The sequence below is a fragment of the Hyalangium sp. genome (assembly GCF_035629615.1).
GTDB lineage: Bacteria > Myxococcota > Myxococcia > Myxococcales > Myxococcaceae > Hyalangium.
In genome coordinates this window covers 1-25,239 of the sequence record NZ_DASPHO010000855.1, presented here as the reverse complement: position 1 = coordinate 25,239, position 25,239 = coordinate 1, and the positions used below count along the sequence as shown (strand labels likewise).

Here is a 25,239-nt window from a genome sequence, read left to right as displayed (position 1 = left end):
CACTACCCGGCGCTGAACCTGCCGTCCGCCTGGGACGTGAGCGTCGGCGCGGGCACCGTGACGGTGGCCGTGCTCGACACGGGCATCGTGTCCCACCCGGACCTCACCTCTCGTGTCGTGCCGGGCTATGACTTCATCTCGGACGTGAGCAACGCGGGAGACGGCGATGGGCGCGATGCCAACCCCGAGGACAGGGGTGGGGACGAGCCGGGCGGTGGCTCCTCGTGGCACGGCTCGCACGTGGCGGGCACCATCGGCGCGGCGACGGACAACACCAACGGCGTGGCGGGCGTGACGTGGACGGCGCGCATCATGCCGGTGCGCGTGCTCGGCAAGCTGGGCGGCAGCAGCCTGGACATCGCCGCGGCGATGAACTGGGCGGCGGGTGGCACCGTGCCGGGGGTGCCTGCGGCCTCCAGCCCCGCCAAGGTCGTCAACATGAGCCTCGGTGGCGCGGCGCCGGCCTCGCGGACGTACCAGGATGTGATTGACGCGCGCGTGGCGGCCGCCGGGACCCTCTTCGTCATCGCCGCGGGCAACGAGAACACGAACGCAGCCGACGTCACACCCTGCAACCAGCAGAGCGTCATCTGCGTGGGCTCGACGAGCTTCGCGGGCAAGCGCAGCAGCTTCTCCAACTTCGGCGCCCCGGTGGACGTGATGGCCGCGGGCGGGGAGATGCGCGAGGATCTCAACGGGGACGGGTACCCGGACGGTGTCCTCTCCACGTCGCTGGATGACAACAAGCAGCCGGCCTACGTCTTCAACCAGGGCACGAGCATGGCCACGCCGCACGTGTCGGGGGTGTTGGCGCTGATGGCGTCGGTGAACCCGAGCATCTCCCTGGCGCAGGCGGAGAACGTCCTCAAGTCGACGGCCAGCGCGAGCAGCAGGTGCTCGGAGGGGTGCGGCTCGGGCCTGGTGAATGCGCAGGCGGCGCTCAAGGCGCTGAGCGGCGCTTCCACCGAGCCGCCGAAGCTGGGCGTCACCACGACCCTGCTGTCCTTCCGCGGCAGCAGCACGCAGCAGGTCCTCATCTCCAACCTGGGCTCGGGCTCGCTCCGGGTGACGGCGGCGAAGTCGGGGACACAGGCCTCGGCGGTGTCCCTGCCGGGCTCCACGCTGACGATACCGGCCTTCGGCACCCAGACGCTGGAGGTGGGCGTGAGCACCGGAGGGCTGGCCAACGGGGACTACTCGGCGATCCTCACCCTCACGGGGACGGACGCGAGCTCCGGGGCGGCGGCGGGCTCGGCGACGGTGGCGGTGAAGATCCGCGTGGGCGCGTCGGCGGACCAGGACGCGTTCATCGCCTTCGCGTACCAGGATGCCCTGGGCGAGTGGAAGGTGGACGATGATGCCGTGGGGATGGTCTCGGCCGCGTCCAGCTACCAGTACTCCATCGATCTGAAGCCGAGGACGTACTACACGCTCGCCACCATCGACGACGACAACGACGGCGAGTTCTTCGAGGACGGCGAGCGCACGGGCTTCTGGCGGAACGCGGATGACTTCGAATCCATCTCGCTGACAGCGCAGCAGGTGCTCACGGGCATCAGCTACGATCTGGTGCCGCTGGCGCCCATCGACGACACGCCGACGCTGGTGGTGGGCAGCCCGTGCTCCTCCAACTCGGACTGTCCGGACGGCGGCCGGTGCGTGACGGGCTACCCCGGCGGCTACTGCACGCGGGACTGCGGCACGGAGTCGTGCCCCGCGGGCTCCAAGTGCTACATCGTGGACTCGGACTCGGGTGAGAGGGCCTGCATCGCCAGCTGCTCGGGGCCGGGTGCGGGGCAGAGCAACTGCCGCTCGAGCTACGTCTGCTACGACGACGAGTCGGGCGGAGGGCAGTGCCTGCCGAACTGCGGTGTCCTGAATGTCTGTGTGGGCACGGGCCTCACGTGCAACGCCAACGGCTATTGCTTGTAGGCGAGAGCTGATAGCGGCCTGGGTGCGTGAGGGCTCAGCTCAGCGCCTTGGCCGTGGGCAGGCGGATGCGGAAGGTGGTGCCCCGGTCGACCTGGCTCTCCACCGAGATGGAGCCGCCGAGCGTGGTGAGGATGCTGTGGACCAGCGAGAGCCCCAGTCCCGTGCCCTCGCCCGAGGGCTTTGTCGTGAAGAATGGATCGAAGACCCGGTCCAGGTTCTCGGGAGGGATCCCGCAGCCCGTGTCGTGGATCTCCACGAGGATGAGCTCCGGGGTCTCCTGCCGGGCCGCGATGCGGATCTCGTTCTCCTCGACATGGCCTTCAGGGATGGCGTGTGCCGCGTTGATGAGCAGGTTGAGGAACACCTGTCCCAGCCGTGAAGAGCTGCCGGCCACCGGCGGCAGCTCGCCCAGCTCTTCCACCAGGCGGGCGCGGCGGCGGATCTCATGCGAGGCAATCTTCACCGCGGCGCGCACCACCGTCTTCAGCTCTGCCCGCCCGTTGCTGGCGTCATCCGGGCGCGACAGGGTCTTCAGGTCCTGGACGATGTCGCGCACGCGCTCGGCGCCCTCCTTGGCATCGGACACGGCCGTCAGCAACTCCTGGCGGTCCTCCTCGGAGGGGGCTGCGCCGGTGCGGTGGAGCTCCTTGGACAGGAAGGAGAGGTTGCTGATCACGTAGGCGAGCGGGTTGTTGATCTCGTGCCCCACACCCGCGGCCACCTTGCCCATGGAGGCCATGCGATCGTTCAACACGAGCTGGGTCTGCATGGCCTGGAGCTGCCGGAGGCTGGAGGCCAGCTGGGTGTTGGCGTTCTCTAGCTCCACGGTGCGCGCGCGCACCATCTGCTCCAGGGCGGCGTTGTAGCGGTGGAGATCCCGGGCGGCGGTCTCCGCGTCGCGGCGACGCTCACGCTCGGTGGCCTCGGCCTGGGCCTGCAGCATGCGCTCCTTCTCGCTGAGGGAGTCTCGCAGCTCCTGCGCCATGCGGTTGAGGGCGTGCGCGAGCGAGCCCAGCTCATCCTCGCGCCGGGCGGGGAGCTCGGCGGAGAAATCACCCTGGCGGATGCGCTCGGCGCTGGCTCGGAGCTCGCGCAGCTCGCGGAACAGGGGTGTCAGCAGCAGCGCTGCCAGAGGGCCGAGCAGGACGCCCAAGGCGAGTGGCAGGGTGCCTGCCAGCTGTTGGGAGCGCTGGAGGTTCAGCTCCAGCCGGGCCTGGAGCGCCTTCTGGGCCACGCGTTCGGCAGCGACGGCCTTCTCCAGGCGAGGCCGCACCTCCTGCTCGTAGGTGGAGAACAGCTCCCACCAGGAGCTGCTCTCGGCACTGGTGGAGGTGGGAGACGGCCGCAGCACCACCTCGACGCCTCGAGCCCACTGGCGCTGGGCTTCGACGACGGCGTCGATGAGCTGCTGTTGGCGCGGGTCCGCCGGGACGTCCTTCCACTGCTGCTCCGTGCGCAGCCCCTCCTCGAGGTTGAGGAGGTTCTCGCTGAGGAGCTGCTCATACTCGTGCAGCAGCTCCCGGGAGTCCCGTCCTAGACGTCCTGCCTGGAGCAGATGCCCCAGGTAGCGCCACGCCTGAGGGGGCATTCCGGCATAGACGCCCAGCTGCTGGTCCACGACCGCGAGCCGGAGGCGGAGCTCCTGGGCCTGCGAGGCGTTGCGGTAGAGCACGGCTCCCGCGACGGCCACGAGGCCCAGCGCTATCCCCGCGAACAGCAGGACCTTGGAGCGGATCGACATGGTGGTAGGCATTAGGGGAGAAGCGGCGCAAGCACAAGTCACCTCTGTCCCCATCGTGGACTCCCCACCGTCCGGCATCGTGGACCCCCCCGTCCAGCTGCGAGGAAGGCCGGGGCATCGCAAGCTGACAGGACTCGCGGAGAGGGACTGGCCTGGGGCGTGCAGTGGCTCTGGATCGCCACGGCTCCTGCCCTGTCTTGCATGGGCGGAAGCGGTGTGTAACCCGAACGATACCGAGCCCTGTCAGCTCACCAATGGCTGTGGAGGCATCCGGATCTGCAACCGCCTGGGAACGGGCTATGGGCTGTGCAGGGCGGACTCGGAGTCCACGACCGGAGCGGCCTGCGCGGGGTGTGGTGGGGCGGCGGGAACGAAGGTCTGCAATGGGCTCGGGCAGTACACGGGCTGCAGGGTGGCGGACCTCGAGAGCTGCAACAACTGCGACGACGATGGAGACGGGTTCAAGGACAACGACGTCGGTGTGCTGCAGCACAACTCGCTCTTGAGCTCGTGCAACCCGAACGCTTGCAGCGTGGGCGGCCACAAGACGTGCGCCGACGGAGTCTGGAGCCCCTGTAGGGGGTGCGCAGGCGCGGCTCCATGCACGGGCTGCGAGAACAAGATCAGCACAGCGCCCTGTGATGCGAGCTGCGGCACAGGCGCATGCAACGTGGGCCCGGAGACCTGCAACGACTGCGATGACAACGCGGATGGCTACAAGGACAACGCCCCCGGCGTGCCGCAGAACAACTCCCTCACGATGACCTGTGGTCCCAACGCCTGTGGCCACAGCGGGACGCAGACGTGCACCCACGGTGTCCCCGCGGCTTGCGTGTACTCCGAAGGCTGCAACAACTGCGACGACGACAACGACGGCGTGGTGGATGAAGGGCTGTCCTGCCAGCCGTGTGACTTGTGAGCCCTGGCCTGCGGGCCGCCCCCTGGAGATCCATCATGACTGGACGAAGTGTTGCTCGGTCCGCGCGCGCGGGCCGTTTCGGGTACTGGCTTGCGCTGGGCTGGAGCGCGGCCCTGTTGTGGGCCTGCGACGTGCAGCCGGAGGAGGCACCCCGCGTGCCCGCTCCCGCAGGCGCCAAGGTGCTCACGGAGCACCGGCCGCTGACCGCTGCCAGCCCTCCCAGCAAGAGCGTGGGGGAGGACTGCACCACCTACGGGCGATCGGAGTGTGTCTCCGGTATCTGCCTGCACGTGAAGCCGCAGCCGGGTGCGGGCTACTTCTGCAGCCAGACGTGCCGAGACCTCGAGGAGTGCCCCGAGGGGTGGCGGTGTGCGCGGCTGATGCCTGGAGGCTCGGAGGACGGCGTGTGCCAGCCACCCTCGAGCTGGGTCTCCGCAGTGGCCAGTCCCTGAGTCACCTCTTTCCCTCTGCAACCCTGAGCTGAGCCGTCCCCGAGGGACAGGCTCCGAGTCAACCTATGCGAGTGCAAAACCTCATCTCCTGGCTGGCGCATGGACGCCAGCGTGTCGTGTCCTGCAGTCTGGTGTTGGTCAGCGTGGCGCTGGGGGTGGCCTGGGCTTCCACGGAAGGCGCGGAGGATGTGGCCGCGCGTGCGGAGAAGGTCGCCCAGGCGGCCCTTGTCCCGCGCCCGTCCTTGGGTGGACCGAAGGACTTCGGGGCCTCGAGCGAGCCAGCGTCGCTCGGCAGCCTGCGGCCGACGTACAGCGCCGTGGACGTGACGGTGAAGGGGAGTGTCGGAGCGTTCTCCCTGGTGCGCCACTACGCCTCCGCCGATGAGACCTGGCGCGTGAAGAGCGCCGATCCGAAGAGTGAGCCCTTCGGCTCCCCCCAGGCCGCTTCAGCGGGCGGCTCGCAGATCAAGGTCCTGCGCTGGTGGCACAGCCTCTACAGCTTCGTGCAGGTCCGCTATCGCGAGTGCAGTGCAGGCCGTGAAGGCGACACCCTATGTGATCCCAGCATTCCCTATTACCTCGTCCGGGACACCTCGGGACGGAAGCACGAGTTCACGTCCTGCGAACCGCAGGCGCCGGACTTCACGTGCATGAGCGTGAACGAGGCGGAGCCGGACCTGAAGCTCTCCGTGGAGAATGGCTTCGTGCTGCACACGCCCGAGGGGCGGTACCACTATCGGATGCAGCAGGGAGACACGTACCTGCTCAGCTATGTGGAGGATGGCCAGTACGACGAGCCGGACCTCTGCCAGGGAGCGAACGCGGGGCCCTTGGGGTGTCGGCGCCGGGTGACGCTCTCGTATGGGTCACCGCCGGTCTGCCAGGGGACGACGGTGGACTCGGGCGAGCTCTTCGTGGACGAGGCCGTCACCGGGAGTGGGGCGAAGCTCAAGTTCAACTACGACCGGCTTCCGCGCGGGGGTGGGGCTGCCGGTGAGTACGAGTGTGTCCTCCTCTTCGTCAGCCTCGTGGGGACGGACGGCGCGCCGGCCCAGACGGTGGTGTTCTACGAGTACGCGGAGGGCACCTCCGGGTTGCTCTCCTCCGCATCCCGTCCTGAGACGCATACCCGGACGACGTACGAGTACAGCCTTTCGGGGCAGCGGGCCTGGGTCGTCAAGCAGGACGGCAAGCTCGTCACCCAGAAGCTCCTCGACCCGGTGCGGGGGCACATGCTGCAGGACTCCGGGCCGGATCGGACCTATGCGGTGACGGCTGAGAACAACAGCGTCGGGACGGTGGTGGACACCTGCTCCCCGGGGGTGTTCGGTCCCGAGGGCCTCTCGGGCCAGGTCACGAGCTCCTGCAAGCGAACGCAGTGGCAATACTTCAAGGACTCCCAGGCGAGCTCTGGGAATGGCACCGGCGGGACGGTGAAGCTGAACCGGGACTTCCTGTTGAGCCATTACGACAAGCAGGGGCCACTGCTTACGAAGGCCAACATGAGCTGTGAGTCGACGGCTGGGAGCTGCGTGGGCCTGCCCGCCGCCGGGTGGGAGTGGCAGATCGACAAGCTCACCTACAGCGACACCCGGAAGCGAGAGGTGCCCAAGGCAGAGCGGGACAGCAACTCCGGGTGGAAGGTCTATGTGCACCAGATCCCGGTGGACTCAGCGGGCGCCCAGAACTACCTGGCGCCTCCGGAGCTGACGACGAGCTACGCGGGAGCCGCCGACAACACGGGAGCCGGGGCGCTGCTCACCCAGCGCTATGCGTACCAGTACGGCAGCCGGGCCCATGAGCAGCTGGTGAAGCACGTGAAGGTGGACTCGGTGCTCCTAAGCGCGGGCAGGACCGAGAGCACCAGCACGTACCGATATGACCCGCACACCAACCGGTTGCTTGCGGCCGTCCAGGAGGGGAACACCTGGGTCTTCCAGAATGGCATGTGGCAGGCGAGCCCGCGCATGATCGGCACCTTCTTCTTCACCTCTCGGACGTGTGGTGCAGGGGCGAACCAGCCTGACGCGCTGGGCCGGGTGTTGGAGGTCCACGGGCCCTGCCTCGTGAACGCAGACCAGACGGACTGCAGCGGTGAGGGCATCGTTCCCATCGTCCAGTACGAGTACTACCTGGCCAGCGAGTCGGCGAACCGAGCCAACCGTCTGAAGCGCAAGACCGTCTTCACCCACAATGCGGGCGTGAGCTGCGAGGGCGCTCTGGGGTTGACGACGACCTACGACTCCTACGACGCGCGCGGCAACGTGCGGGTGGGCACCGATCCCAGCGGCTTGAGGACGACCTACGTGTATGAGGGCGAGCGGCTGGTGGCGAGCTCCGCGTTGGGGGTGACGACGCACTACGGCTTCGATGATGGAGCCACCCACGGTGACTACATCCTGCGTCCAGAGGGGTTCTACGAGGTTCTGTGCTCTCGCACGGGAACTCCGGGCACCGCGTGCGTGGGCGGAACGCTGACGGACAAGCTTCAGTGGAAGGCGAAGTCTGCATACGCCGATGGGCGCACCTGGACGGAGAAGGTGAGTTACACGTACCGGACGGGTGCGTTGGCAACCGAGACGTACCTGGATGCTTCGGGGGCCGTGCGTCGCACCCGGAGGTACGAGACGGACCCGCTGGGCCGTACCACGTTCGAGGCGTGGGGCAGTGGGGCGGGGAGCTATGCCTCCACGGCGTTCTTCGACGCGGAGGGCAATCGCAAGGGACTCGGGCTCCCGTATGTCACGGCAGCAGGGGCCTCCACGCCGCCGCCTTTCTGCGACGGGCCGGGCGGGAACACCTCGGTGAACTCCTTCCTCTGCACGCACTTCATCTACGACAGGCTCAACCGGTTGTCGGGGATGGTGGAGTACCCGGCTTCGGAGTCGCTCTCCTCCAAGACCTATATCGGGTACGACAAGCAAGGGAACGTGGAGCGGGTGAAGATGGGGTGCCCGGAGTTCTCCATTCATGGGGATGGCAGCACCTGCACCCAGCCGGAGACTCGCTACCAGCACGACGACTTCGGCAACCTGGTGTCCGCGACGGCCCCGTGGACGGACAACGGCAGCGGCGGAGCGGGCACCACCCACTTCGAGTACGACGCCGCGGGCAATCTCCTGCGCAAGCAGACTCCGGCGATGGCGGCAGGGCCGAACCCAGCGTGGCTGCAGTACACGTATGACAGCCTGAGCCGGCTGAAGGAGGTGCGGCAGGTCTCCGGGGCGGGGAGTGAGTTGCTGTACTCGCTGGCGTACGACACCTCGGTGGAGCCTCCGGCGAACTGTCCGTCCACCCAGGTGAGCCGAGCCCTGGGGCGGCTCCAGGTGCGGACCGACTCCTTTGGGGACAGCTGGTACCAGTACGACGAGTGGGGCCGGGTGACGGCCATCTACCGGCGGAGGGCGGGAGCGGGGGAGCCGCGCACGCTGGCCTGCAGCGCGGCCCATACGAACGACACGCCCAACAGCCGGTTCACCTACAGCCCGGATGGGCGGCTCATCGCTGAGACGTACCCACATGGGCGAGTGGTGCGCTACCGCTACCACCCCGTGGGGAGCGCCCAGGAGGACCGTGTCCAGGCGATCGAGGTGGACACCTACAGCCGTGATGCGATGACGGGAGGGGTGACGACCACCTCACGCACGCTGCTGCGCAACGTGCAGTGGGAGCCGTTCGGCGGGGTGCGCGCGTATGAGGTCGTCGCGCCGCTGGCTGCGGCGGGTCAAGACGTCGCGAGCATCGAGTACCTCGTGGGCGGTGACAACACGCCCGCGACGAGCTGCAACGCTGCGCGTCCCGGGGCGGGGGATACCTCGGGGCATCTTCGGGGCTTGTGGGTCTCGGGGGCGTCGCTCTCGTCCTACGATGCTTCTCGCACGGGGGACATCTTCCGCCGGACCTACGGCTGGAAGGGGGATCAGCTCTCGAGGGAGGACACCTGCGTCCTGGACACCAGCGCTGCCGCGCCGCAGTCGGTGCTCTACGCCTACGACGAGCGGCTGAGGCTGAAGGAGGTGTCCCGTCCGTCGCAGCAGTTCTCCACGAAGGGTGGAACGGTGGGGAAGCGCTCGTACACGTATGACCGGCGGGGCAACCGCTTGGTGGACAGCGGGCGCGAGGGAGAGACGGAGGACTGCTGGGACTTCCAGCTCACGTCGGGGAGTGGGCCGCACGTGGATTGGCTGACGGAGCGCAAGTCCCGGGGTACTCGGTGCTCGACGCCGATGCAGAATGTCTGTCCCGGGCCTTCGCTCTACGGCCACACCTTCAGCCACGACCGAGACGGTCGCGTGACGCGGAAGGCCTGGCCAGCGGACTCGAGCGGTGCGTCCTACAGCCTCGACTTCGCGTTCGACGAGAGCCTCGATCCCAGTGCGCCGAACCATGCGGCAGTGGGGATGGTCTACCGGTCTGTCAGCGTGGGTGGCAGCGTCTACGAGTACTTCTACGACGCCAACGGTCGTCGCAGGCTCAAGCGGTATCCGACTGGAGAGGAAGACGAGTTCTTCTACGACGGGGACAAGCTGCTGGAGGACCGTGGGAACTCCGCTGTACAGGCGGGGACACCGGACGCGTACACGCTGGACGAGTACCTCTGGCTGGATGGACGGCCTGTAGCGCTCATCAAGTCGAAGTTCGACACGAACTGGACCCGCCAGTCGGATCTGACGGGTGACTGCAGGCGCAACGGGGAGTCTGCACCGTGCGGTGTGTACTTCCTGGTGACGGACTACCTGAAGAAGCCGGTGCTGATGCTGGACTCCCACCGGCGGATGTCGGGGATGGCGGAGTACGCGCCCTTCGGTCACGTCAACCGCGTCACCTATCTGGGAGACACCGCTCATCCCTATGCCAACAACACGCGCAGCGTGCTGGGTTACTTCAACCAACCTTCTCCCAGCACAGCGCTGAGTGTGCAACTGCGTGCGCGCTATGCGCTGGTGGATGTGGAGAGGGACTACGACTATGCGTACCTGAGCGATCAGAACGGCAACGAACTCACGTCGGTGACGGGGAACTCTGCGCGTGTCACAGGCCGGCAGCAGGGCCCGCAGGCCTCCGGCTGGGTAGAGGTGCCCCAGCAGAATGGCCAGGGACGTGTCCACGCGCGGTTCTTCTCGAACGCCTCGGCGACGTACAAGGGCGTCGTCCTGGAGGGCTATGAGCACCGTCGCTTCCAGCAAGGCGCGTCACCCGTGTGGACGCCGTTGCGCTTCCCGGGCCAGTACCACGACGCCGAGACGGACCTGTTCGAGAACTGGAATCGCTACTACGATCCAAGTATTGGCAAGTACTTGAGCCCAGACCCAATGGCCACGGAGCCGTTGTACGTCCTTGGCGAAGTTGGAGACGGGAGAAGTGTCTCAGCTTATGACTACGCAAACGGCAATCCACTCATTCTCAGCGATCCGAGTGGGTTGGCCGAGCCAATCGGTGACTTTGCCATGGATGGATCCGCTATTAGCCAAGCGGAAGCTGCTGCACTGCACTCCGAAGAAACAGCGGAAACCTTGGCTTTTGTCCTGCGGGAGGTTCTTAAGGAGATTGTTACCAATCCGCTCGGGGCTGACGATGCTGAGGCGCCAGGATTGTCGTCTGAGGTGCAGGACATACCCTTGGTTGCAGCGGCAGCGGGAACACCTAAGCTCCCTGATAAGACGATTGTTGATTCTAATGGAGTGCTCGTACAACATTACTACAAGAGCGGGGACCACCGACCTGCACACGCTCATGTAACGGAAGGGAGTTATGAGGTCAAAATTGGGGTTAACGGAAATCCTCTAAAGGGGGAAGCGGAACTCTCTTCGAAGCAAGCCAAGGTTGTTGCCGACAATAGAAGACAAATTCGTAAGGCGCTCAAGCAGATCGTAAAATATCTCAAAAAACAGCGGTAAGGGTACTCGGCTTTAAACGAGGTTGAATATGCATGACTCACAAGTGGTGGAGTCGCAGGTGTGGGTGTTTTCTGGTGAGGGAGGAGATTTTCCGTCAGGCGTTTTCCGGACAAGGGAATCAGCGGAGGCTTGGATAACAAAGAATAAGCTAAGCGGAGTGCTTACCTCTTACCCCTTGGATGTGGGAGTGTATGACTGGGCCGTTAGTCGGAGTCTGTTTCAACCAAAGCGACCTGAGCACGAGTCAGCCCAGTTCATTCAAACCTTCTCTTCAGCGAAGCAGGAGCACTTTCACTACGAGCAGGGGCGAATTTCTAGATGAGCCATCCAGGAATGCGCGACTGTACATTTTGTGGCGCTGAGCTCGATCGGTTCATTGAGCGGGGATTGGAAGAATTTGCAGCACTGCTGGAAAAGCACCAGCGCCTTGCCCTGTGATTCGGCTGCTTCCAGCCAACCGCACGACTTGCCGCGCGGAAAGCAGCGGACGGGAGAGAGGACATTGATTGAGATCAGGTGTGCGACAGGAGAAGTTGTCCAGGTACAGGTCAAAACCCTTGTGGAAGCAAACTTGGATGGGCAGGAGCTCCACCGAGCCATTCTGGATGGAGTGGATATGCATGGAGCAAGCTTGCGACATTCCAATCTGCGAGGAGCGTCTCTTGAGGGCGCGAACCTTTCGAGAGCCGATCTTGGCAATGCGGCCCTGATGGTTGCTTCGCTGAGAAGCGCTGATCTGTCGTCTGCTCGGCTCGTGGGTGCATCGGCAGTGGGGGCGAGGTTCGATAGCGCGATCTTAAGGGGGCTGACTTGAGTCAAGCAGATGTGGCTGGTGCTGTCTTTGTGAAAGCGGATCTGCGAGCAGCCTGTATGTTGTGTGAGAGATTGGAAAGTGCGGATCTTCGCGATGCGATCTTTGATGAAGGAACCCAGTGGCCTCCTGGCTTCTCGCCTCAGAGTAGAGGACTCCTGCGCTGGATCTGAAGGACTCAAGAGATGAACGAGATCGAGGAGGAGATTGATAGTGCGATGGCAGCGCTTGGAGTCAATCCGGGAGGATGGCTCAAGCTTCCCCCAGCTCAGGCACGCGAGGTTTGCCACGCAGCCCAAGACCGATTCGTTGTGGGCAATCCTCGCTCATGGTGGCTCGCGTTGAAGCAGCCTGCGGACCGCCATGAGTTCCCAAAGGGCGATGGTTGCAACGCTGTCCACACGCTTGTTCCGCCATCAAACGAACGGTGTTGGTTCATTCCCGAGACTGAAGAGGCAGAACTTCCTGTCTACGATATCCTCGTGGCTGACTTGCCGGGGGTCCTCGGCAGTTGTCAGTTCTTTGAGTACTACTTGGTAGGCAAGAATCTCGATTGGCTCGTGGTAGAGAACGATCATAATGAGGTGCTTGTGGTGAATGCCAATACCTCCTGAAGGCGGTTTGGACATGGGACCGCCGTGGTGTTCGTGAGGTGAATCATGAAGTTTGATTGCAGGGATTGGATGTTTTCTGTGTGTGATTTTTCTTGATGCGTGTCAGAAAAACTCAGGAGACAGAGACGCTGGGGTTGGTGCTCAAGTCCGCGCGCCCGAAAGCATAAGCATGTGCTGTGGTGGGAAGACCCATCAGATTGAAGAAGAAGACGAGGCTTGGTGCTCAGGGCTCTGTGAAAAAGACAGTGACTGCCCCAGAGAAAGGCCTCACCCCTCGATGAGCGACTCTGGTTGGAGGAAGGAGCTGTGGATGAGTGTTCAGGATGAAAAGGGGTTTGAAGAGTTTTTGCGAGTTTCGGAAGTATGCTTAAGGAGATGGTCGACAACGCCAGGTTGGAGGTGGATGAAGCTTTGCCGGAAGATCAGGATTTCCAAAAAGGACGATTGATGGGGTTGTACGAGGCGCTCTCGCTATTGCATCAGCAGGCGCGTGGAGCGAATTCGTTCCAATGATGACCTGGTGACGTTCATCCGCTCGCTGCGGGCGGATCTGATCGAGAAGCCCGATACGTGGGAGAATCCAACGCTCGAGCGATTCCTCGAAGCTCTTGCGGCCTGGACGGAAGCGATGGACGGCTACTACCGCAACACGGGGCAAGAGATTCCCAAACAGCCCAGCTGGAAGGTCGTTGGGGACATGCTCATGGCCGCGAAGATGTATGAGTGATGCTGTAGCGGAGGACGGGAGGCAGGAAGGACTGGAGCGCATGCTCGCGTTCACGAGCTGACTCCATTGGCCAGACAACAGAAGTCTGGAGCAGCGCGATGGTTGGTGGACACTCTCCCCCACGTCCGTGTTCCCTTTGGCGGACTGCCGCATCATCTTCCCAGGCGCGTGCACCTCAAATCTCGTCAGATCCTCCAACGATTGAAGGCCGAGACCCGCCCCCACCATGAGCGGGCCGAGCGCACCGTCCGTCTCTTGGACCCAGGTCTCACGCTCGAGCACTACCGCCACCACCTGGAGGCGCTCTACGGCTTCTATGCCCCGCTCGAGGCCCAGCTCTCCGAACAGCTCGCCGACTTCCTCCCGGAGCTGAGAGCCGCCGAGCGCCGGAAGCTGCCCCTGCTCGCCAGGGACTTGCGTGCCCTGGGGCATGACGCCTCATCCCTCGCGCGCCTTCCGCATGCCTCCTGGATGCCGCCGCTCACCGGTATCCCCGCTGCGCTCGGCTGCTGCTACGTGCTGGAGGGCGCCACGCTGGGTGGCCAGCTCATCCTCCGCCACCTCCAGCGCCACTTCGCCGGTGTCCCCGCAGGCGACTTCGCCTTCTTCCGCGCCTACGGCGAGGACGTGGGCACCATGTGGCGCGCCTTCGGAGAGGCCCTCACTCGCGTCTCCAGCGCCGCCGCCTCCGAGGAGTTCGATGCGCGCGTGGTGCAGGCCGCCAAGGACACCTTTGATGCCTTCGGAGGCTGGCTCCAGCAGGAGGCACGGGAGGCCACGCTCCAACCCTGAGCCTCAGGGTGAGGCCGGCAGGCTGCCACGCAACAGGAAGTAGACCAGCACCCCCGTCACCGACACATACAGCCAGATCGGCGCGAGCCACTTCGTCACCTTCCGGTGCCGCCGGAAGTCCTGCCTCCACGCGAAGTAGAAGGCCACCAGCGCCAGCGGCACCACCGGCATGGACAGCAGCACGTGGCTGGCCAGCACCGCCAAGTACATCACCCGCATCGCCCCGTCGCCCGCGTACTTCGTGTCCCCGTGCACGTAGTGGTACGCCAGATACCCCACCAGGAACAGCGCCGACGCCGCGAACGTGGACACCATCAGGTACTGGTGCACCCTCCGCGCCCCGCGCTTGATCGCCACCCAGCCCGCCACCAGCAGGCTCGCCGCCAGCGCGTTCAGGCTCGCGTTCACCACCGGCATGAACCGCAGATCCACCCCCGCCGCTCCACCCCCCCGCCGGATCAGCAGCAGCCACGCCAGCAACGACAGCGCTGCCGCCGACACCACCCCCGTGAAGACGTAGAAGGTTCGATCACTGACTCGGGATGCAGGAGCTTGGGCCGCATTCGACATGGCCCTTGAATGTCTGGAACCTCGCACACTTGCAACTCCTCTCCCGGTTGTAGGAGGGACGGCCACCTGCACTGTGTGTGAAAGGGGACTAGCTAAAGATCGGAAAACCGTGCATAACAGGCGGCGAGTCACCCAGTACCCCCCCCGGAGGTCCCTGTGCCTCGCGTGCGTCACCTTGTGGCCGCTCTTGCGGCCTTCGCCTGGATGCTGGCCACTCCCGCCTCGGCTGAGGAGGCGGTGTGCGAGCCCGTGGCGAAGGTCCCGCTCCAGCGGCACCTGCGTCAGCTCTCCCTGGATCTGCTTGGCCGTCCTCCCACCATCGAGGAGTACCAGGCCGTTCAGGCCAAGGGCTCCATCTCCCCCGAAGACATCCGGCAGATGATGGACTCGGAGGAGTTCTATGGGCGCATGCGCGGCTACCACCGCGCGCTGCTGCGCTCGAACGTCAGCGCCAGCGTCTTCGACAACGGCGACACCCGCATGGCAGGCACCGGTCTGGCGAACAACCCGTTCGGCCTGCGCGGCAATACCAGCACCAGCCTGCGTGGCGTCAACAACCAGAACTGCGACGCCTACATCGAGCAGGACTCCTGCAACGCGCAGCGTCAGGATCCACACTCGGAGCCGGCCACCAAGGTCTGCCGCGACGAGATGGGCATCCCGCTCCCCGTCAGCTACGACTACGACACCAACTTCTACGCCTGCAGGCGGCTAGACACGGACGCCGCCCCCCTCTCCAGCTGCACCGCGGTCCCCGCGGGCCAGATGGACGCCAAGTACCTGAACTTCTGCGACATGAGGCGGCTGGGCACCCGGCTCGCGCCGTACCTGTGTCTGCCGGACCCGGCCAAGAGCACCACCTCCGCGCTGACGCAGGAGGAGGTGGACGGCACCGGGAAGGTGGTGGCCTTCGTCCACCCCAGTCCTCCCTCGGGCACCTCGCTGACGCGGCTGGATCGCTGCACGCTGGACCAGTCGCTGCGCAACGGCATCAAGGGCGCCTATGTGCCCCAGCGAGGCTGTGTCCAGCGCGAGGGCTATGTGACGAAGAGCAGTGGCCCCTTCTTCGCCACGGACCCTGCAGCGCCGGTGACCGTGTGCGCCATTGAGGCGCAGGAGCGTGACACCAACCCCTGGACGATGGAGTCCTGCCAGACGACCCGCTTCGCCCGGGACCGCAGCTGCGGCTGCGGCGTGGGGATGCGCCGCTGCGAGGTGGCCGCGGTGCACACCGCCCGCGTCGACGCCATCAACAAGGAGCCGGAGCTCCTGGCGGACTCTGTGGTTCGCCGCGACGAGCCCTACTTCAACATCCTCACCACCCGCCGCTCCTTCGTGAACGGCACGATGTCCGAGTTCTACCGGCAGCAGCAGGGCGTGGGCATCTTCACCATCACCGCGCCCGCCAACCCGGATGTGGTGCCGGCCGTTCCCTACTCGGAGGCGGCCACCTGGGCGGAGTACACGCGGGATCCGCAGCACGCCGGTGTGCTCACCACCCCCTCGTTCCTCCATCGCTTCCCCACGCAGCGCGCCCGGGTGAGTCACTTCTACGAGGCCTTCCTCTGCAAGACGTTCGTCCCGTCCTCGGATCCGTCCCCGCCGCCGGAGGACAACTGCAACCGCGAGAACAACCTGGCCCGGCGCTGCGGCTGCAACTACTGCCACGCCACCATCGAGCCCACGGGCGCGCACTGGGGCCGCTTCGACGAGCGCAACGCGCTCTTCCTCAACGAGCAGAAGTTCCCCCGCTTCGATCCGAAGTGCCGGGACTGCGCGCTGGCCGGTGACACCAACTGCGGTGGCGAGTGCGGCCAGTACGTGATGCAGGCCTTTGACGGCGACGGCGCCAACTCGCTGGGCATGCTCAAGACGTACCTCTACCGCACGCCGGACGAGGAGGAGAACATCGTCGGTGGCCCGCAGCTCCTGGTGGAGCGCATGCTGCAGACGGGCGACCTGGAGCGCTGTGCCGTCAAGCGCATCTGGAGCGAGTTCCTCGGCCGGCCCATGTCGGCGGAGGAGCAGCGGCTGTACCTGCAGCAGCTCTCTGACGACTTCTCCCGCAGCAACTACAGCCTCAAGACGCTCGTCGAGAAGCTCCTGACGAGCGACGCCTACCGGAGGATCGACTGATGCGCCGCCTCGTCGCCCTCGCGCTGCTCGCGCTTGCCCCCGCCTGCTCCTCCAAGTCCGAGGACAAGCCCTTGCCCCCACCCGTGGACGGGCAGCTGGAGCCCATCCCCAACCCCCATGGCACGGTGACGCCGCTGCCGGATCCGGAGATGCAGGCCGGCTCCGTGGGCCGCGCCCCGCGCCGCATCACCGTGGCGCAGCTCGATACGTCCATCCGGACGGCCGTGGGCCGCCCGTGGGAGTGTGCTGCGGGTGCCCCCTCCTCCTGCATCGATCTGCAGGATGTGGCCCCCTCGCTGGGCCGAGCGGACTTCGCCAACGTCGTCTCCGAGAACACCGAGGCCAACCTCGTGTTCGCCAAGTTTCTTGAGGACGGAGCGCGCCAGGTGTGCATGGAGCAGGCCACCGCCGAGCTGACGGTGGCGGACCCCAACGCCCGCGCGCTCAGCCGGAAGGTGCCTACCCTGATCGGCACGGCCGGGAACCTGACCCAGCTGAGTGATGCGCAGGTGACCGAGCAGCTCGTCTACCTGTCCACCCGCTTCTGGGGCGCGCCGCTGTCCGGGGACGAGCTGACGAAGTGGAAGAGCTTCTTCACTCAGGCCGCCGCTCGTGCGGAGACCATCAAGAAGCGCGACCAGGCCTTTGCTGCCATGTGCATCGCGATGATGACGGACTCGCGCTTCCTCACCTACTGACGCTTCTCGGGGAACCCTGCCATGAAGAAGAACCCGAACCTGCCTCGCCCCGAGCGCCGCTCCTTCCTCAAGGCGGCCGCCGGCTTCATGGGTGCCACCCTCTTCGGGGGCATCCCGTTCCGTGCCTTTGCCCAGGCCACGAACCTGGCTCCGCCGGATCGCTGCTTCGTCTTCGTCTACTTCTCCGGCGGCTGGGATCAGCTCCTGGCCTTCGACCCGAGGGATCCCACCGAGTTCACGCCCGAGCGCGTGTCCGAGACGCGCATCCTCCCGGGCTACAGCCTCATCAATGACGCCCGCTTCTCGGGGATGCCCGTGGTGCCCGAGAAGGGCGGGGTGCGCTCGAACATCGCGTTCGGGCCCGCGGTGGGCCGGCTGGCGGACCACTTCGACTTGATGACGGTGGTGCGCGGCATCAACATGACGACGCTGGGCCACGAGGTGGGCTTCCGCTACTTCCTCACGGGCAAGCGGCCCATCGGCAGCGCGGCGCGCGGCTCGTCCACGGCGACGGAGATCGTCGGCCAGCTGCACCCGGCGGTGCCCATCCCCTCGGTGGCCTACAACATCGAGACGTACAATGACCGCTACCCCGGCCACGCCAACGCGCTGCGGGTGAGCCGTTCCACGGACCTGCTGCTGACGCTGGCGCCCAGCACCCGGCAGCTGGACAGCGAGCTGGAGCAGCAGCTGGTGGACTTCCGCGGCCAGCCCATCTCCTGCGAGGCGGCGGCCTACGGCGCGCGCGGGGTGGGGGACACGTACGTGGACAGCCGGGACCAGATGCAGGCGGTGCTCTCCAGCCGGCTGGACAACGCGTTCCGCTTCAATCTGGCGGAGAACGCCGAGGTGCGCCAGAAGTACGGGCTGGCCGCCACAGGCCCCTACGACAACGAGGCGGGCCGCGCGGCGCTGGTGGCCACCGCCCTCAAGAAGGGCATCAGCCAGTGCGTCTCCATCAACCTCACGGGCGGCATGGACACGCACTTCGGCACCCAGCTGACCCACGCCAACAACCAGCGCCGCGGCTTCGACGCGCTGGCCACGCTGGTGGATGACTTGAAGGGCACCGCGCACCCAGGGGGCGGCAACTTCATGGACCACACCACCATCATGGTGTTCTCCGAGTTCTCCCGCACGCCGCTCATCAACGCCAGCGGTGGCCGAGATCACCACATCAGCAACAGCTGCCTGCTGATGGGCGCTGGGGTGAAGCACAACTACGTGTTCGGCGCGAGCGGTGACATCGGCATGGCGGCGGGCACGTTCGACCTGCGCACCGGCCAGGCGACTTCCACCGGCGAGAACATCCTCCCCGAGCACGTCATCGCCACGGTGCTGGCCTCTGCGGACCTGGACTACAGTATCACTCGCGTGTCGCCCCTGCAGCCGATCCTGGCCTGAAGTCCGAAGCCATGAAGACCCAACTCCTCCGTGTTCAGGAGGAGGGCGGGGTGCTTGCCCCCGCTCTTCTCCTTGTCCTCGCCGCCGCGTGCGGTGGTTCCCCTTCCTCCTCCCTGCCGCTGGAGCGCCCGCAGCCTGCGGCCTTCCAGCCCGCGCAGGTCCGCTCGCCGGTAGCGCTGGCCTCGGGCTCGGGCTTCGCGGACCAGACGGGAGGCGGCGTCTTCGTCTCCGCGGCCGGCCAGCCCGTGCGGCTGCGGCTGGATGGCTCGCAGGCCCGGCTGGAGAGCCACCCGGGCAATACCGTGGCGCCAGGGAAGGCGAGCGCGGCCTTCCGGCTCGGGCCTCGCACCGCGCTGGTGGAGACGGACACCGGCCTCTTCCTGGCGGACGGCGGCTGGCTGATCGCCCCTCCCTGGCGGGACGCGCTCGGGGCCGGGACGGTGGCCACGGCGCAGGGGGCCGATGGGGCGGCGTGGCTGGCGCATGCCTCCGGCCTGTACCGGCTGAACAACGGGCAGCTCTCCGCGCTCAAGGTGGAGGGCGCGGCGCTCGAGGGCATCACCGAGCTGGCGGTGGCTCCCGCAGAGGACGGGGCCCCTGGGATGTGGATGCTGCGCAACGGTGCTGCCTCTGTGGCGGTGGCCACGGCGCCCAACATCTACCAGGTGCGTCCGGCCGCCCTCCCGCTGGAGGAGAAGGAGACGCTGGTGTCGATCGCGTCCCTGCTGCCCTCGAAGGAGCAGGGCGCGGAGCTGTGGGTGCTCACCTCGGAGCGGCTGCTGCGGCGCAAGGACGGGACGTGGCGGCGCGTGGAGTTCGCGCAGCGGCCAGTGCAGCTGCTGGGCTCCGGGCGCTTCCTCTGGGTGAAGTCCAGCGACCAGCTGCTCGTGTATGACGCGGACGCGGACTCGTGGGGCGTGGCCACGGGCGTGGACACGCGGGAGTTCCGCTTCCTGGCCGCGGACGAGAGCGGGTGCGCCTGGGCGCAGCTCGGCCCGGACTCGGTGGCGATCAGCCGCGCCCCAGCACCGCGGGTGCTCGGGTTGAACCAGAGCTCGCGGGTGGTGGAGGACAACCTGGTGATCCAGGCCGTGCCGCCCCCAGGGGCCGAGTCGCCCACCCTCCTGTTCCGGATCGCCGGCTCGGAGGCCATTGTCCAGGGGCCCGAGTACAGCCTGGGCGGGCTGGAGAAGGATGGGACGATGCGGCCCTTCTCCTTCGCCGTGCTGGAGCCCGGCCAGCAGTCGCTGGAGGTGGTGGCGCGCTTCCTGGACGGCTCCGAGGCCAAGCGCGTGGTGCACTTCGAGTTCCAGCCCGTCTCCCCCATCGAGGTGGGCTGGGAGAAGGACATGCGCCCGCTCTTCGAGTCGCGCTGCGCCAAGTGTCACACCACGACTCCCGGCCGGCCGCTCAGCACCTATGAGCTGTGGAAGCAGAACGCCGATCTGATCTCCGCGGCGGTGCGCGATCAGCGCATGCCCGCGGACGGCCCGCTGGATCCCCAGCTCATCTCTCTCATCCAGCGGTGGGTAGCCGCTGGCGCCAAGCCGTAACTCCTCCCGGAGGCACCCCCCATCATGTCCCGACTGCTCGCTCGCGCGGCGTGTGTGTCTGCGTTCCTGACCCTGGCCTGCGGTGAAGAGGAGGAGCCGATCCTGCCGGATCCTCCCGTGGTGGATCCCTGCGACGGGCTGCAAGCGATGACCTTGAAGGCCGAGCCCCCCCAGCTGCGGGTGGCGGGCGTGGTGACCCTCACCGCCACGGGCGGCAGTGGCCACTACCGCTTCCGCGCCGAGGCGGGCGGCTCGTCCGGCCAGATGCTGGGCAACCGCTTCGTCGCGGGGCTCACACCCTCCACCGACACCCTGGTGGTGGAGGACATCAAGTGCTCGGGCTCCGCGCAGACCACGGTGCAGGTGGTGGCGCCGTTCGACGTGGCGCCGGCGCGCGCCATGGTGCGTCCGGGCACCTCCTTCCAGGTGGCGACCGCGGGGCTGCTTGGCAGTGCCGAGTTCACGCTGGTCAACAGCACCGCGGGCAGCACGCTCACGCCGGGTGGCATGTACACCGCGGGCGCGAGCGCGGGCGTGGATCAGGTTCGGGTGCGGGATCTGAAGACGGGCGATGAGGCGCTGCTCCAGTACGAGGTGAGCGCCAGCGCGCGGCTCCGCGGTGATCCGGTGGTGCTGGCGCTGCCGGCGGGCTCGATCATTCCGCTGGCCACCACGGGCGGGAGCGACCGGGTGACGTGGACGAAGGTGTCCGGCCCGGGCACGATCGAGGGCACCCGCCTCAAGACCGAGTCGAACGCCAGCGGGCTGGTGGTGCTGGAGGCGTCAGATCCCTTCACGAAGGACAAGGCCCGCGTCTCCGTGCGCGTGATGGACGAGCTGAAGCGCCCCACGCAGCCGCATGGCCGTCTCACGGACGTGGCCACGGTCGTCACCGCGGACTTCGACGGGGATGGCGTGCAGGACGTGGCGGTGGGGCAGCGGGAGAGCGATCTCAACCGCCCGCTCGGCGGCGCGGTGTTCATCTTCAAGGGCGGGGCCTCCGGCCTGCCCCCCCAGCCCACGTGGGTGCTGACGGGGGCCACGGACACGGCGGCCTTCGGTGACATGCTGGCTGCGGGAGATCTCGACAAGGACGGGCGCGCGGAGCTCGCGGTGGGCTCCCCGGGGGCGGACATCACCGGCGCGGACTCGGGCGCGGTGTACCTCTACCGCTGGGACTCCAATGGGCCGCAGCTCATGCGCCCGCCGCTCACGAGCGTCGGCCGCGGCGGCGCCTTCAGCACGGGCCTGGCCATCGCGGACGTGGATGGGGATGGGGACGGGGATCTGATCGTCGGCGCGCCCGCGGGAGATCTCGCGCCCTCGGCCGCGGTGTCACGCCGCGGCACGGTGGACATCTTCACCCTCACACCCGGCCAGCCAGTGCCGGACCTGGCGGCCATCCGGCTCGGCGGCCAGGATCTGTCGAAGACGGGCAACCCCATGTCCCGCAGCAACACGGACCTGGGGCGGGCGATCGTCGCGGCGGACCTCAACGGGGATGGGCTGACGGACGTGGCGGCGCTGAGCAAGGTGTCGCGCTACCTGGCGGACGGCACCACGCAGGCCACGGTGCTGGTGGGCGTGTCCGTGTTCTTCGGGCGCTCCGAGGGCCAGCGCTTCCGGGCCACGCCGGATGTGTACGTGCTGCCCATGAACAGCGGGGACGCCACCGAGGGCACCTGGCGCCTGGGCGTCGTCCCGAGCGAGGGCGGCCGGCCTCCGCTGCTCATGACGGTGGCGGACCGGACGGACTCGCCGGACCTGCGCGCCAGCGGCGGCAACGCGGCGGCCACGGATGCGGGCGGGGCGCTGCTCTTCGACCTGAGCGCCCACAGGCCTACGGGTGAGCCCTCGAGCACGCCCGTGCAGGTGGCGCGAGACGGGGCCTTCGCCCGCATCTACGGCGAGGTGGCGGGCCTCTTCGCGGGCCGGAGCTTCGCGGTGGTGGACGTGGACGGGCAGCCCGGCTCCGAGCTGGTGCTCGGCGCTCCGAACGCCTCCGCGCCCGCGCCGGGGAACACCACGCTGCGCCTCGCTGGCCGGGTGCTGGCCTATCCGCTGGCAACGCTCACCGCGGGCAGCTCCCTCAACAAGCCGCTGGCGGTGATCCACGGGCAGAGCCGCTCGGACGTGTTCGGTGTGGGGTTGGCCTCGTGGAGTGGTTCCAGCGGGCAGGGGTTCGTGGCCTTCTCCGGGCGCGCCTCCTCGGAGGCGGGAGCCTTCACGGGGCGGCTGGAGTACTTCACCCGAGGCGGTGCCTCGTTCGCGGAGTGGACGCGGAGCTTCTCGCTCGTGCCGGCGAAGCCCGCCGTGGAGCGCTTTGGCGAGGTGGTGGCGGCGTCGACGGGCGTGGGCGGCCGGGCGGTGGCGGTGGTGGGAGCGCCGGGCTACGCGGGCCCGGGCACGTTGGTGGACGGCAACGACATCAACGCGGGCCGCGCCTTCACGTACGACGTGACACAGGGGACAGTGGCGGCCATGGTGGCGGAGGGGGCGAGCGCACCGGTGGTGAAGGGGCGCAGCGTGGGCACGGACGTGACGTTCACGGACTTCAACGGGGATGGGCTTCCCGACGTGGTGGTGGGCGCGCCGGCCTTCACGGTGCCGAGCACCTCGCAGACGGCGGATCTCGCCGCGTACGCCTCGCAGAAGACGGGGTGCGTCACCTCCGGCACGCAGGGCGTGGGGGGGCTGCTGGTGTCGCTCGGGCAGGCGGATGGCTCCTTCAAGGATGCCTACCGGCTGTGGGCGCCGGTGGTGATCCCGGGCTGCACGCCGGACACGGATGCGCGCTGCCGGCGCAGCCAGATTGGCCGCGGCGTGGTGGGCGAGTTCGACTTCAACGGCGATGGCCTCGAGGACATCGGGGCGCTGCGGAACAACGGGTTCGAGGTGTTCCTCGGCCGCGCGCCGGAGGACGTCCCAGCGAAGCTGACGATGGGGTGTGATCCGCTCTATTTCACGGATGGCTCCACGACGCGGCAGACGTCCGTGCCGACGGCGCTGGGCGACCTGAATGGGGACGGCTGCGACGAGGTGGGCTGGCGCTACACGGAGACGAACCGCGCGGGGATCATCCTCCTCTTCGGCTATGACTCGGGCGGTGCGCGCTGTGGCGCGCGGACGACGGCCTCATGGGTGCGGCTGGCGGCGGATGGCGAGGTGGGCGGCAACGTCTTGGGCCTGGGCGTGTCGATGGCACGAGCGGGGCGCTTCCTCAACGACGGGAAGGAGCGCCTGGCCGTCAGCGCGACGGCCGTGCCGTTCGATGGCGTGACGCAGCCGGCGGTGCTGCTCTTCGAGACGGCGCAGCTCGTGTCGCGGCGGCCGGGTGGCTCAGGCGAGGCGCTGGTGGGAGCGCTGGGGAATGGGCTCAGCCCGGCGACGCTGGTGCACCGCACGCGCGCGGTGAACTTCGGTCGGGCACTGGCGGGAGGACGGGATCTGACGGGCGACAGCATTCCGGATCTCATCGTGAGCGCGCCGGGCGCCTCGGAGGCCTCGGATGGCGGAGGCGCAGTGTTCCTCTACGCGGGCGGTGCGCAGTCAACGGGCAGGCTGTCGCCTTGGCTGATGGCCGTGGGCGATGTGAACGATCGCTCGAACCTCGGGCAGGATCTCTCGCTCACGCAGGGAGGGGCGGGCAGCCCGCCGACGCTCGTCATCGGCGCGCCGACGAGCTACCGCACGGGCACGCAGAACGGCACGGCCTTCGCGCTGCCGCTCAGCTTCTGAGCGGGTGTCAGCCAGAGGGTGGCAGGCACGGAGGCAGTGCTTGCCCGGCCCAGAGCCAGGCCCAAGGCTGCTCGCAGCCGGGTCGCTCTGGGAGAAAGTCGGACCGGTTGGGAAGCACTGCCGAGGCGCCGTGCGTGTCAGCTGAGCCACGCCTTGGGTAGAGCAAGGAATCCCAGAGCAGTGGAGGCCTCCTGCCGGTCGCAGCCGTTGCCAACCTGTCTGCTTGTCAGACAGGTTCGTTCCAGGTGTCGGCCGGCCGTGCTCTGCCCGAACCTGTCTGCTTGTCAGACAGGTTTGTGAACAGCGCCGTGGCCGCTCCAGGAGTTCGCCGGCCAGCCGCTGCTGGACGCTCTGCGCGCAGCACTTCCCCGCACCGCGCGGCGGGATACCATCGGTGCGGATCTTCCCCTGCGCGTTGTACTGGTGATAGGCGTCGATGGCCTTGTTGACCTGGAGGTTGGGGAGCGGGCAGCCCGCGGACTGGTACGCCTTGTTGACGAGGCCGAGGCACCAGTAGTGCCAGCTGCCCGAAGGCTGGTTCATCGGGTTGGGCGGCGGGTTGATGGCGTAGCGGATGGCCTGCTCGGTGAGAAAAGAAAAGTGAGAAACGGGCCTCGTGGCTTGGGCAGGATCCGCGGACATGAGCCTGAAGACAGCACGCTGCTCGCTGAGGAGATTCACGAACGGTGAGGTGGGCCGGTACCACCAGCTCACGGGCAACGCGCGGGTGATGCAGCTCGTGACGGGCCGCCCGTTCACGTGGGAGGAGACGGCTGAGAGGTTCGAGCGGATCCTGGCGAAGAGCGCCCAGGATGAGCACGAGGGCGTCTACGCCATCTACGACTCGAGCACGCAAGAGTTCCTGGGGTCCGCCGCGCTCATGAGAGAGCCCTCCGGGCGCGTGGAGATCGGCTACCGGATCCTCGACACGCACTGGGGCCGTGGACTCGCGACGGAGGTGGCCGCCGAGCTGCTCCGCTTCAGCCTCCAGGTCTTGTGCGCGCAGGCCGTCGTTGCGTACGTGGACGCGGAGAACGCCGCGTCCATCCGGGTGCTGGAGAAGATCGGAATGCAGCGCGCGGCCACCCACGTTGAAAGGGGTCGCGTCGAGCACGAGTACCTCGTGGAAGTGCTGGCCTCGGGTAGCTCAGGACCGGGTAAGGTCTCTCACGCAGAGTGAACCTGCACGAGGCTCGAGCGCTCGTGCTCGAGGAGGGGAAGCTCCTGTGCACGGGCGGGTGGACCGAGTTCTCCT

General features: G+C 67.2%; 17 protein-coding genes and 1 pseudogene. 16 read left to right on the top strand and 2 right to left on the bottom strand.

Annotation, left to right across the window (positions count from 1 at the left end; translation table 11 throughout):
* Window positions 1–1,932: S8 family peptidase (locus tag VD972_RS43045; protein ID WP_324995517.1), on the top strand; the 1,932-nt coding region annotated here is incomplete at its 5' end.
* 34 nt (window positions 1,933–1,966) lie between these two features.
* Here the strand turns inward: VD972_RS43045 and VD972_RS43040 are convergent.
* Window positions 1,967–3,673 (bottom strand): sensor histidine kinase, encoded by a 1,707-nt coding sequence (locus tag VD972_RS43040; protein ID WP_324995515.1) that lies wholly within the window; start codon window positions 3,671–3,673, stop codon window positions 1,967–1,969.
* 214 nt (window positions 3,674–3,887) lie between these two features.
* Here VD972_RS43040 and VD972_RS43035 point away from each other — a divergent pair, with 214 nt between their 5' ends.
* The 9 genes and pseudogenes from VD972_RS43035 (at window position 3,888) to VD972_RS43010 (ending at window position 13,885) form a co-directional block, all read left to right on the top strand.
* Window positions 3,888–4,592: a hypothetical protein gene (locus VD972_RS43035; RefSeq protein ID WP_324995513.1), complete on the top strand. Its 705-nt coding sequence runs from the start codon at window positions 3,888–3,890 to the stop codon at window positions 4,590–4,592.
* A 35-nt stretch (window positions 4,593–4,627) separates the two neighbouring features.
* Complete coding sequence (locus VD972_RS43030) at window positions 4,628–5,044, top strand: hypothetical protein (protein WP_324995511.1); 417 nt, start codon at window positions 4,628–4,630, stop codon at window positions 5,042–5,044.
* A 65-nt stretch (window positions 5,045–5,109) separates the two neighbouring features.
* On the top strand, window positions 5,110–10,941 hold the full coding sequence (locus VD972_RS43025; RefSeq protein ID WP_324995509.1) for an RHS repeat-associated core domain-containing protein: 5,832 nt from the start codon (window positions 5,110–5,112) through the stop codon (window positions 10,939–10,941).
* 28 nt (window positions 10,942–10,969) lie between these two features.
* Complete coding sequence (locus VD972_RS45715) at window positions 10,970–11,263, top strand: DUF7710 domain-containing protein (RefSeq protein ID WP_422653666.1); 294 nt, start codon at window positions 10,970–10,972, stop codon at window positions 11,261–11,263.
* A 30-nt stretch (window positions 11,264–11,293) separates the two neighbouring features.
* Complete coding sequence (locus VD972_RS45675; RefSeq protein WP_414654224.1) at window positions 11,294–11,755, top strand: pentapeptide repeat-containing protein; 462 nt, start codon at window positions 11,294–11,296, stop codon at window positions 11,753–11,755.
* Window positions 11,746–11,925: pseudogene (locus VD972_RS45670) on the top strand (pentapeptide repeat-containing protein); the annotation flags it as partial. The gene VD972_RS45675 and the pseudogene VD972_RS45670, both read left to right, overlap by 10 nt.
* Before the next feature lie 12 nt (window positions 11,926–11,937).
* Window positions 11,938–12,366 (top strand): hypothetical protein, encoded by a 429-nt coding sequence (locus VD972_RS43020; protein WP_324995507.1) that lies wholly within the window; start codon window positions 11,938–11,940, stop codon window positions 12,364–12,366.
* A gap of 490 nt (window positions 12,367–12,856) precedes the next feature.
* Window positions 12,857–13,093, top strand: coding sequence for a DUF7660 family protein (locus VD972_RS43015; RefSeq protein WP_324995505.1), 237 nt, complete (start codon window positions 12,857–12,859; stop codon window positions 13,091–13,093).
* A gap of 201 nt (window positions 13,094–13,294) precedes the next feature.
* Entirely contained in the window at window positions 13,295–13,885 is a 591-nt protein-coding gene (locus VD972_RS43010) for a biliverdin-producing heme oxygenase (RefSeq protein ID WP_324995503.1), read from the top strand.
* Window positions 13,886–13,888: 3 nt separating this feature from the next.
* Here VD972_RS43010 and VD972_RS43005 read toward each other — a convergent pair whose 3' ends face one another.
* Entirely contained in the window at window positions 13,889–14,455 is a 567-nt protein-coding gene (locus tag VD972_RS43005) for a DUF420 domain-containing protein (protein ID WP_324995501.1), read from the bottom strand.
* Window positions 14,456–14,659: 204 nt separating this feature from the next.
* Between VD972_RS43005 and VD972_RS43000 the strand changes: the two genes are divergently transcribed.
* The 6 genes from VD972_RS43000 (at window position 14,660) to VD972_RS42975 (ending at window position 25,164) form a co-directional block, all read left to right on the top strand.
* Window positions 14,660–16,591 carry a DUF1585 domain-containing protein gene (locus VD972_RS43000; RefSeq protein WP_324995519.1) on the top strand — a complete coding sequence of 644 codons (1,932 nt, stop codon included), beginning with the start codon at window positions 14,660–14,662 and terminating at the stop codon, window positions 16,589–16,591.
* On the top strand, window positions 16,591–17,289 hold the full coding sequence (locus VD972_RS42995) for a hypothetical protein (RefSeq protein ID WP_324995499.1): 699 nt from the start codon (window positions 16,591–16,593) through the stop codon (window positions 17,287–17,289). Before VD972_RS43000 ends, VD972_RS42995 begins: the two co-directional genes overlap by 1 nt.
* A gap of 21 nt (window positions 17,290–17,310) precedes the next feature.
* Complete coding sequence (locus VD972_RS42990; protein ID WP_324995497.1) at window positions 17,311–18,693, top strand: DUF1501 domain-containing protein; 1,383 nt, start codon at window positions 17,311–17,313, stop codon at window positions 18,691–18,693.
* Between the two features lie 11 nt (window positions 18,694–18,704).
* A complete protein-coding gene (locus VD972_RS42985; protein ID WP_324995495.1) occupies window positions 18,705–20,246 on the top strand; it encodes a hypothetical protein in 1,542 nt (513 codons plus the stop codon).
* A gap of 24 nt (window positions 20,247–20,270) precedes the next feature.
* Complete coding sequence (locus VD972_RS42980; RefSeq protein ID WP_324995493.1) at window positions 20,271–23,984, top strand: FG-GAP-like repeat-containing protein; 3,714 nt, start codon at window positions 20,271–20,273, stop codon at window positions 23,982–23,984.
* A gap of 640 nt (window positions 23,985–24,624) precedes the next feature.
* Complete coding sequence (locus VD972_RS42975; protein ID WP_324995491.1) at window positions 24,625–25,164, top strand: GNAT family N-acetyltransferase; 540 nt, start codon at window positions 24,625–24,627, stop codon at window positions 25,162–25,164.
* Window positions 25,165–25,239 lie beyond the last annotated feature (75 nt).

What these genes read in the sequence shown, in the direction of transcription:
- VD972_RS43040 (WP_324995515.1), bottom strand. Translation starts at nt 3,673, where the DNA reads ATGTCGATCCGCTCCAAGGTCCTGCTGTTCGCGGGGATAGCGCTGGGC.
- VD972_RS43030 (WP_324995511.1), top strand. Translation starts at nt 4,628, where the DNA reads ATGACTGGACGAAGTGTTGCTCGGTCCGCGCGCGCGGGCCGTTTCGGG.
- VD972_RS43025 (WP_324995509.1), top strand. Translation starts at nt 5,110, where the DNA reads ATGCGAGTGCAAAACCTCATCTCCTGGCTGGCGCATGGACGCCAGCGT.
- VD972_RS45715 (WP_422653666.1), top strand. Translation starts at nt 10,970, where the DNA reads ATGCATGACTCACAAGTGGTGGAGTCGCAGGTGTGGGTGTTTTCTGGT.
- VD972_RS43020 (WP_324995507.1), top strand. Translation starts at nt 11,938, where the DNA reads ATGAACGAGATCGAGGAGGAGATTGATAGTGCGATGGCAGCGCTTGGA.
- VD972_RS43005 (WP_324995501.1), bottom strand. Translation starts at nt 14,455, where the DNA reads ATGTCGAATGCGGCCCAAGCTCCTGCATCCCGAGTCAGTGATCGAACC.
- VD972_RS43000 (WP_324995519.1), top strand. Translation starts at nt 14,660, where the DNA reads ATGCTGGCCACTCCCGCCTCGGCTGAGGAGGCGGTGTGCGAGCCCGTG.
- VD972_RS42995 (WP_324995499.1), top strand. Translation starts at nt 16,591, where the DNA reads ATGCGCCGCCTCGTCGCCCTCGCGCTGCTCGCGCTTGCCCCCGCCTGC.
- VD972_RS42990 (WP_324995497.1), top strand. Translation starts at nt 17,311, where the DNA reads ATGAAGAAGAACCCGAACCTGCCTCGCCCCGAGCGCCGCTCCTTCCTC.
- VD972_RS42985 (WP_324995495.1), top strand. Translation starts at nt 18,705, where the DNA reads ATGAAGACCCAACTCCTCCGTGTTCAGGAGGAGGGCGGGGTGCTTGCC.
- VD972_RS42980 (WP_324995493.1), top strand. Translation starts at nt 20,271, where the DNA reads ATGTCCCGACTGCTCGCTCGCGCGGCGTGTGTGTCTGCGTTCCTGACC.
- VD972_RS42975 (WP_324995491.1), top strand. Translation starts at nt 24,625, where the DNA reads ATGAGCCTGAAGACAGCACGCTGCTCGCTGAGGAGATTCACGAACGGT.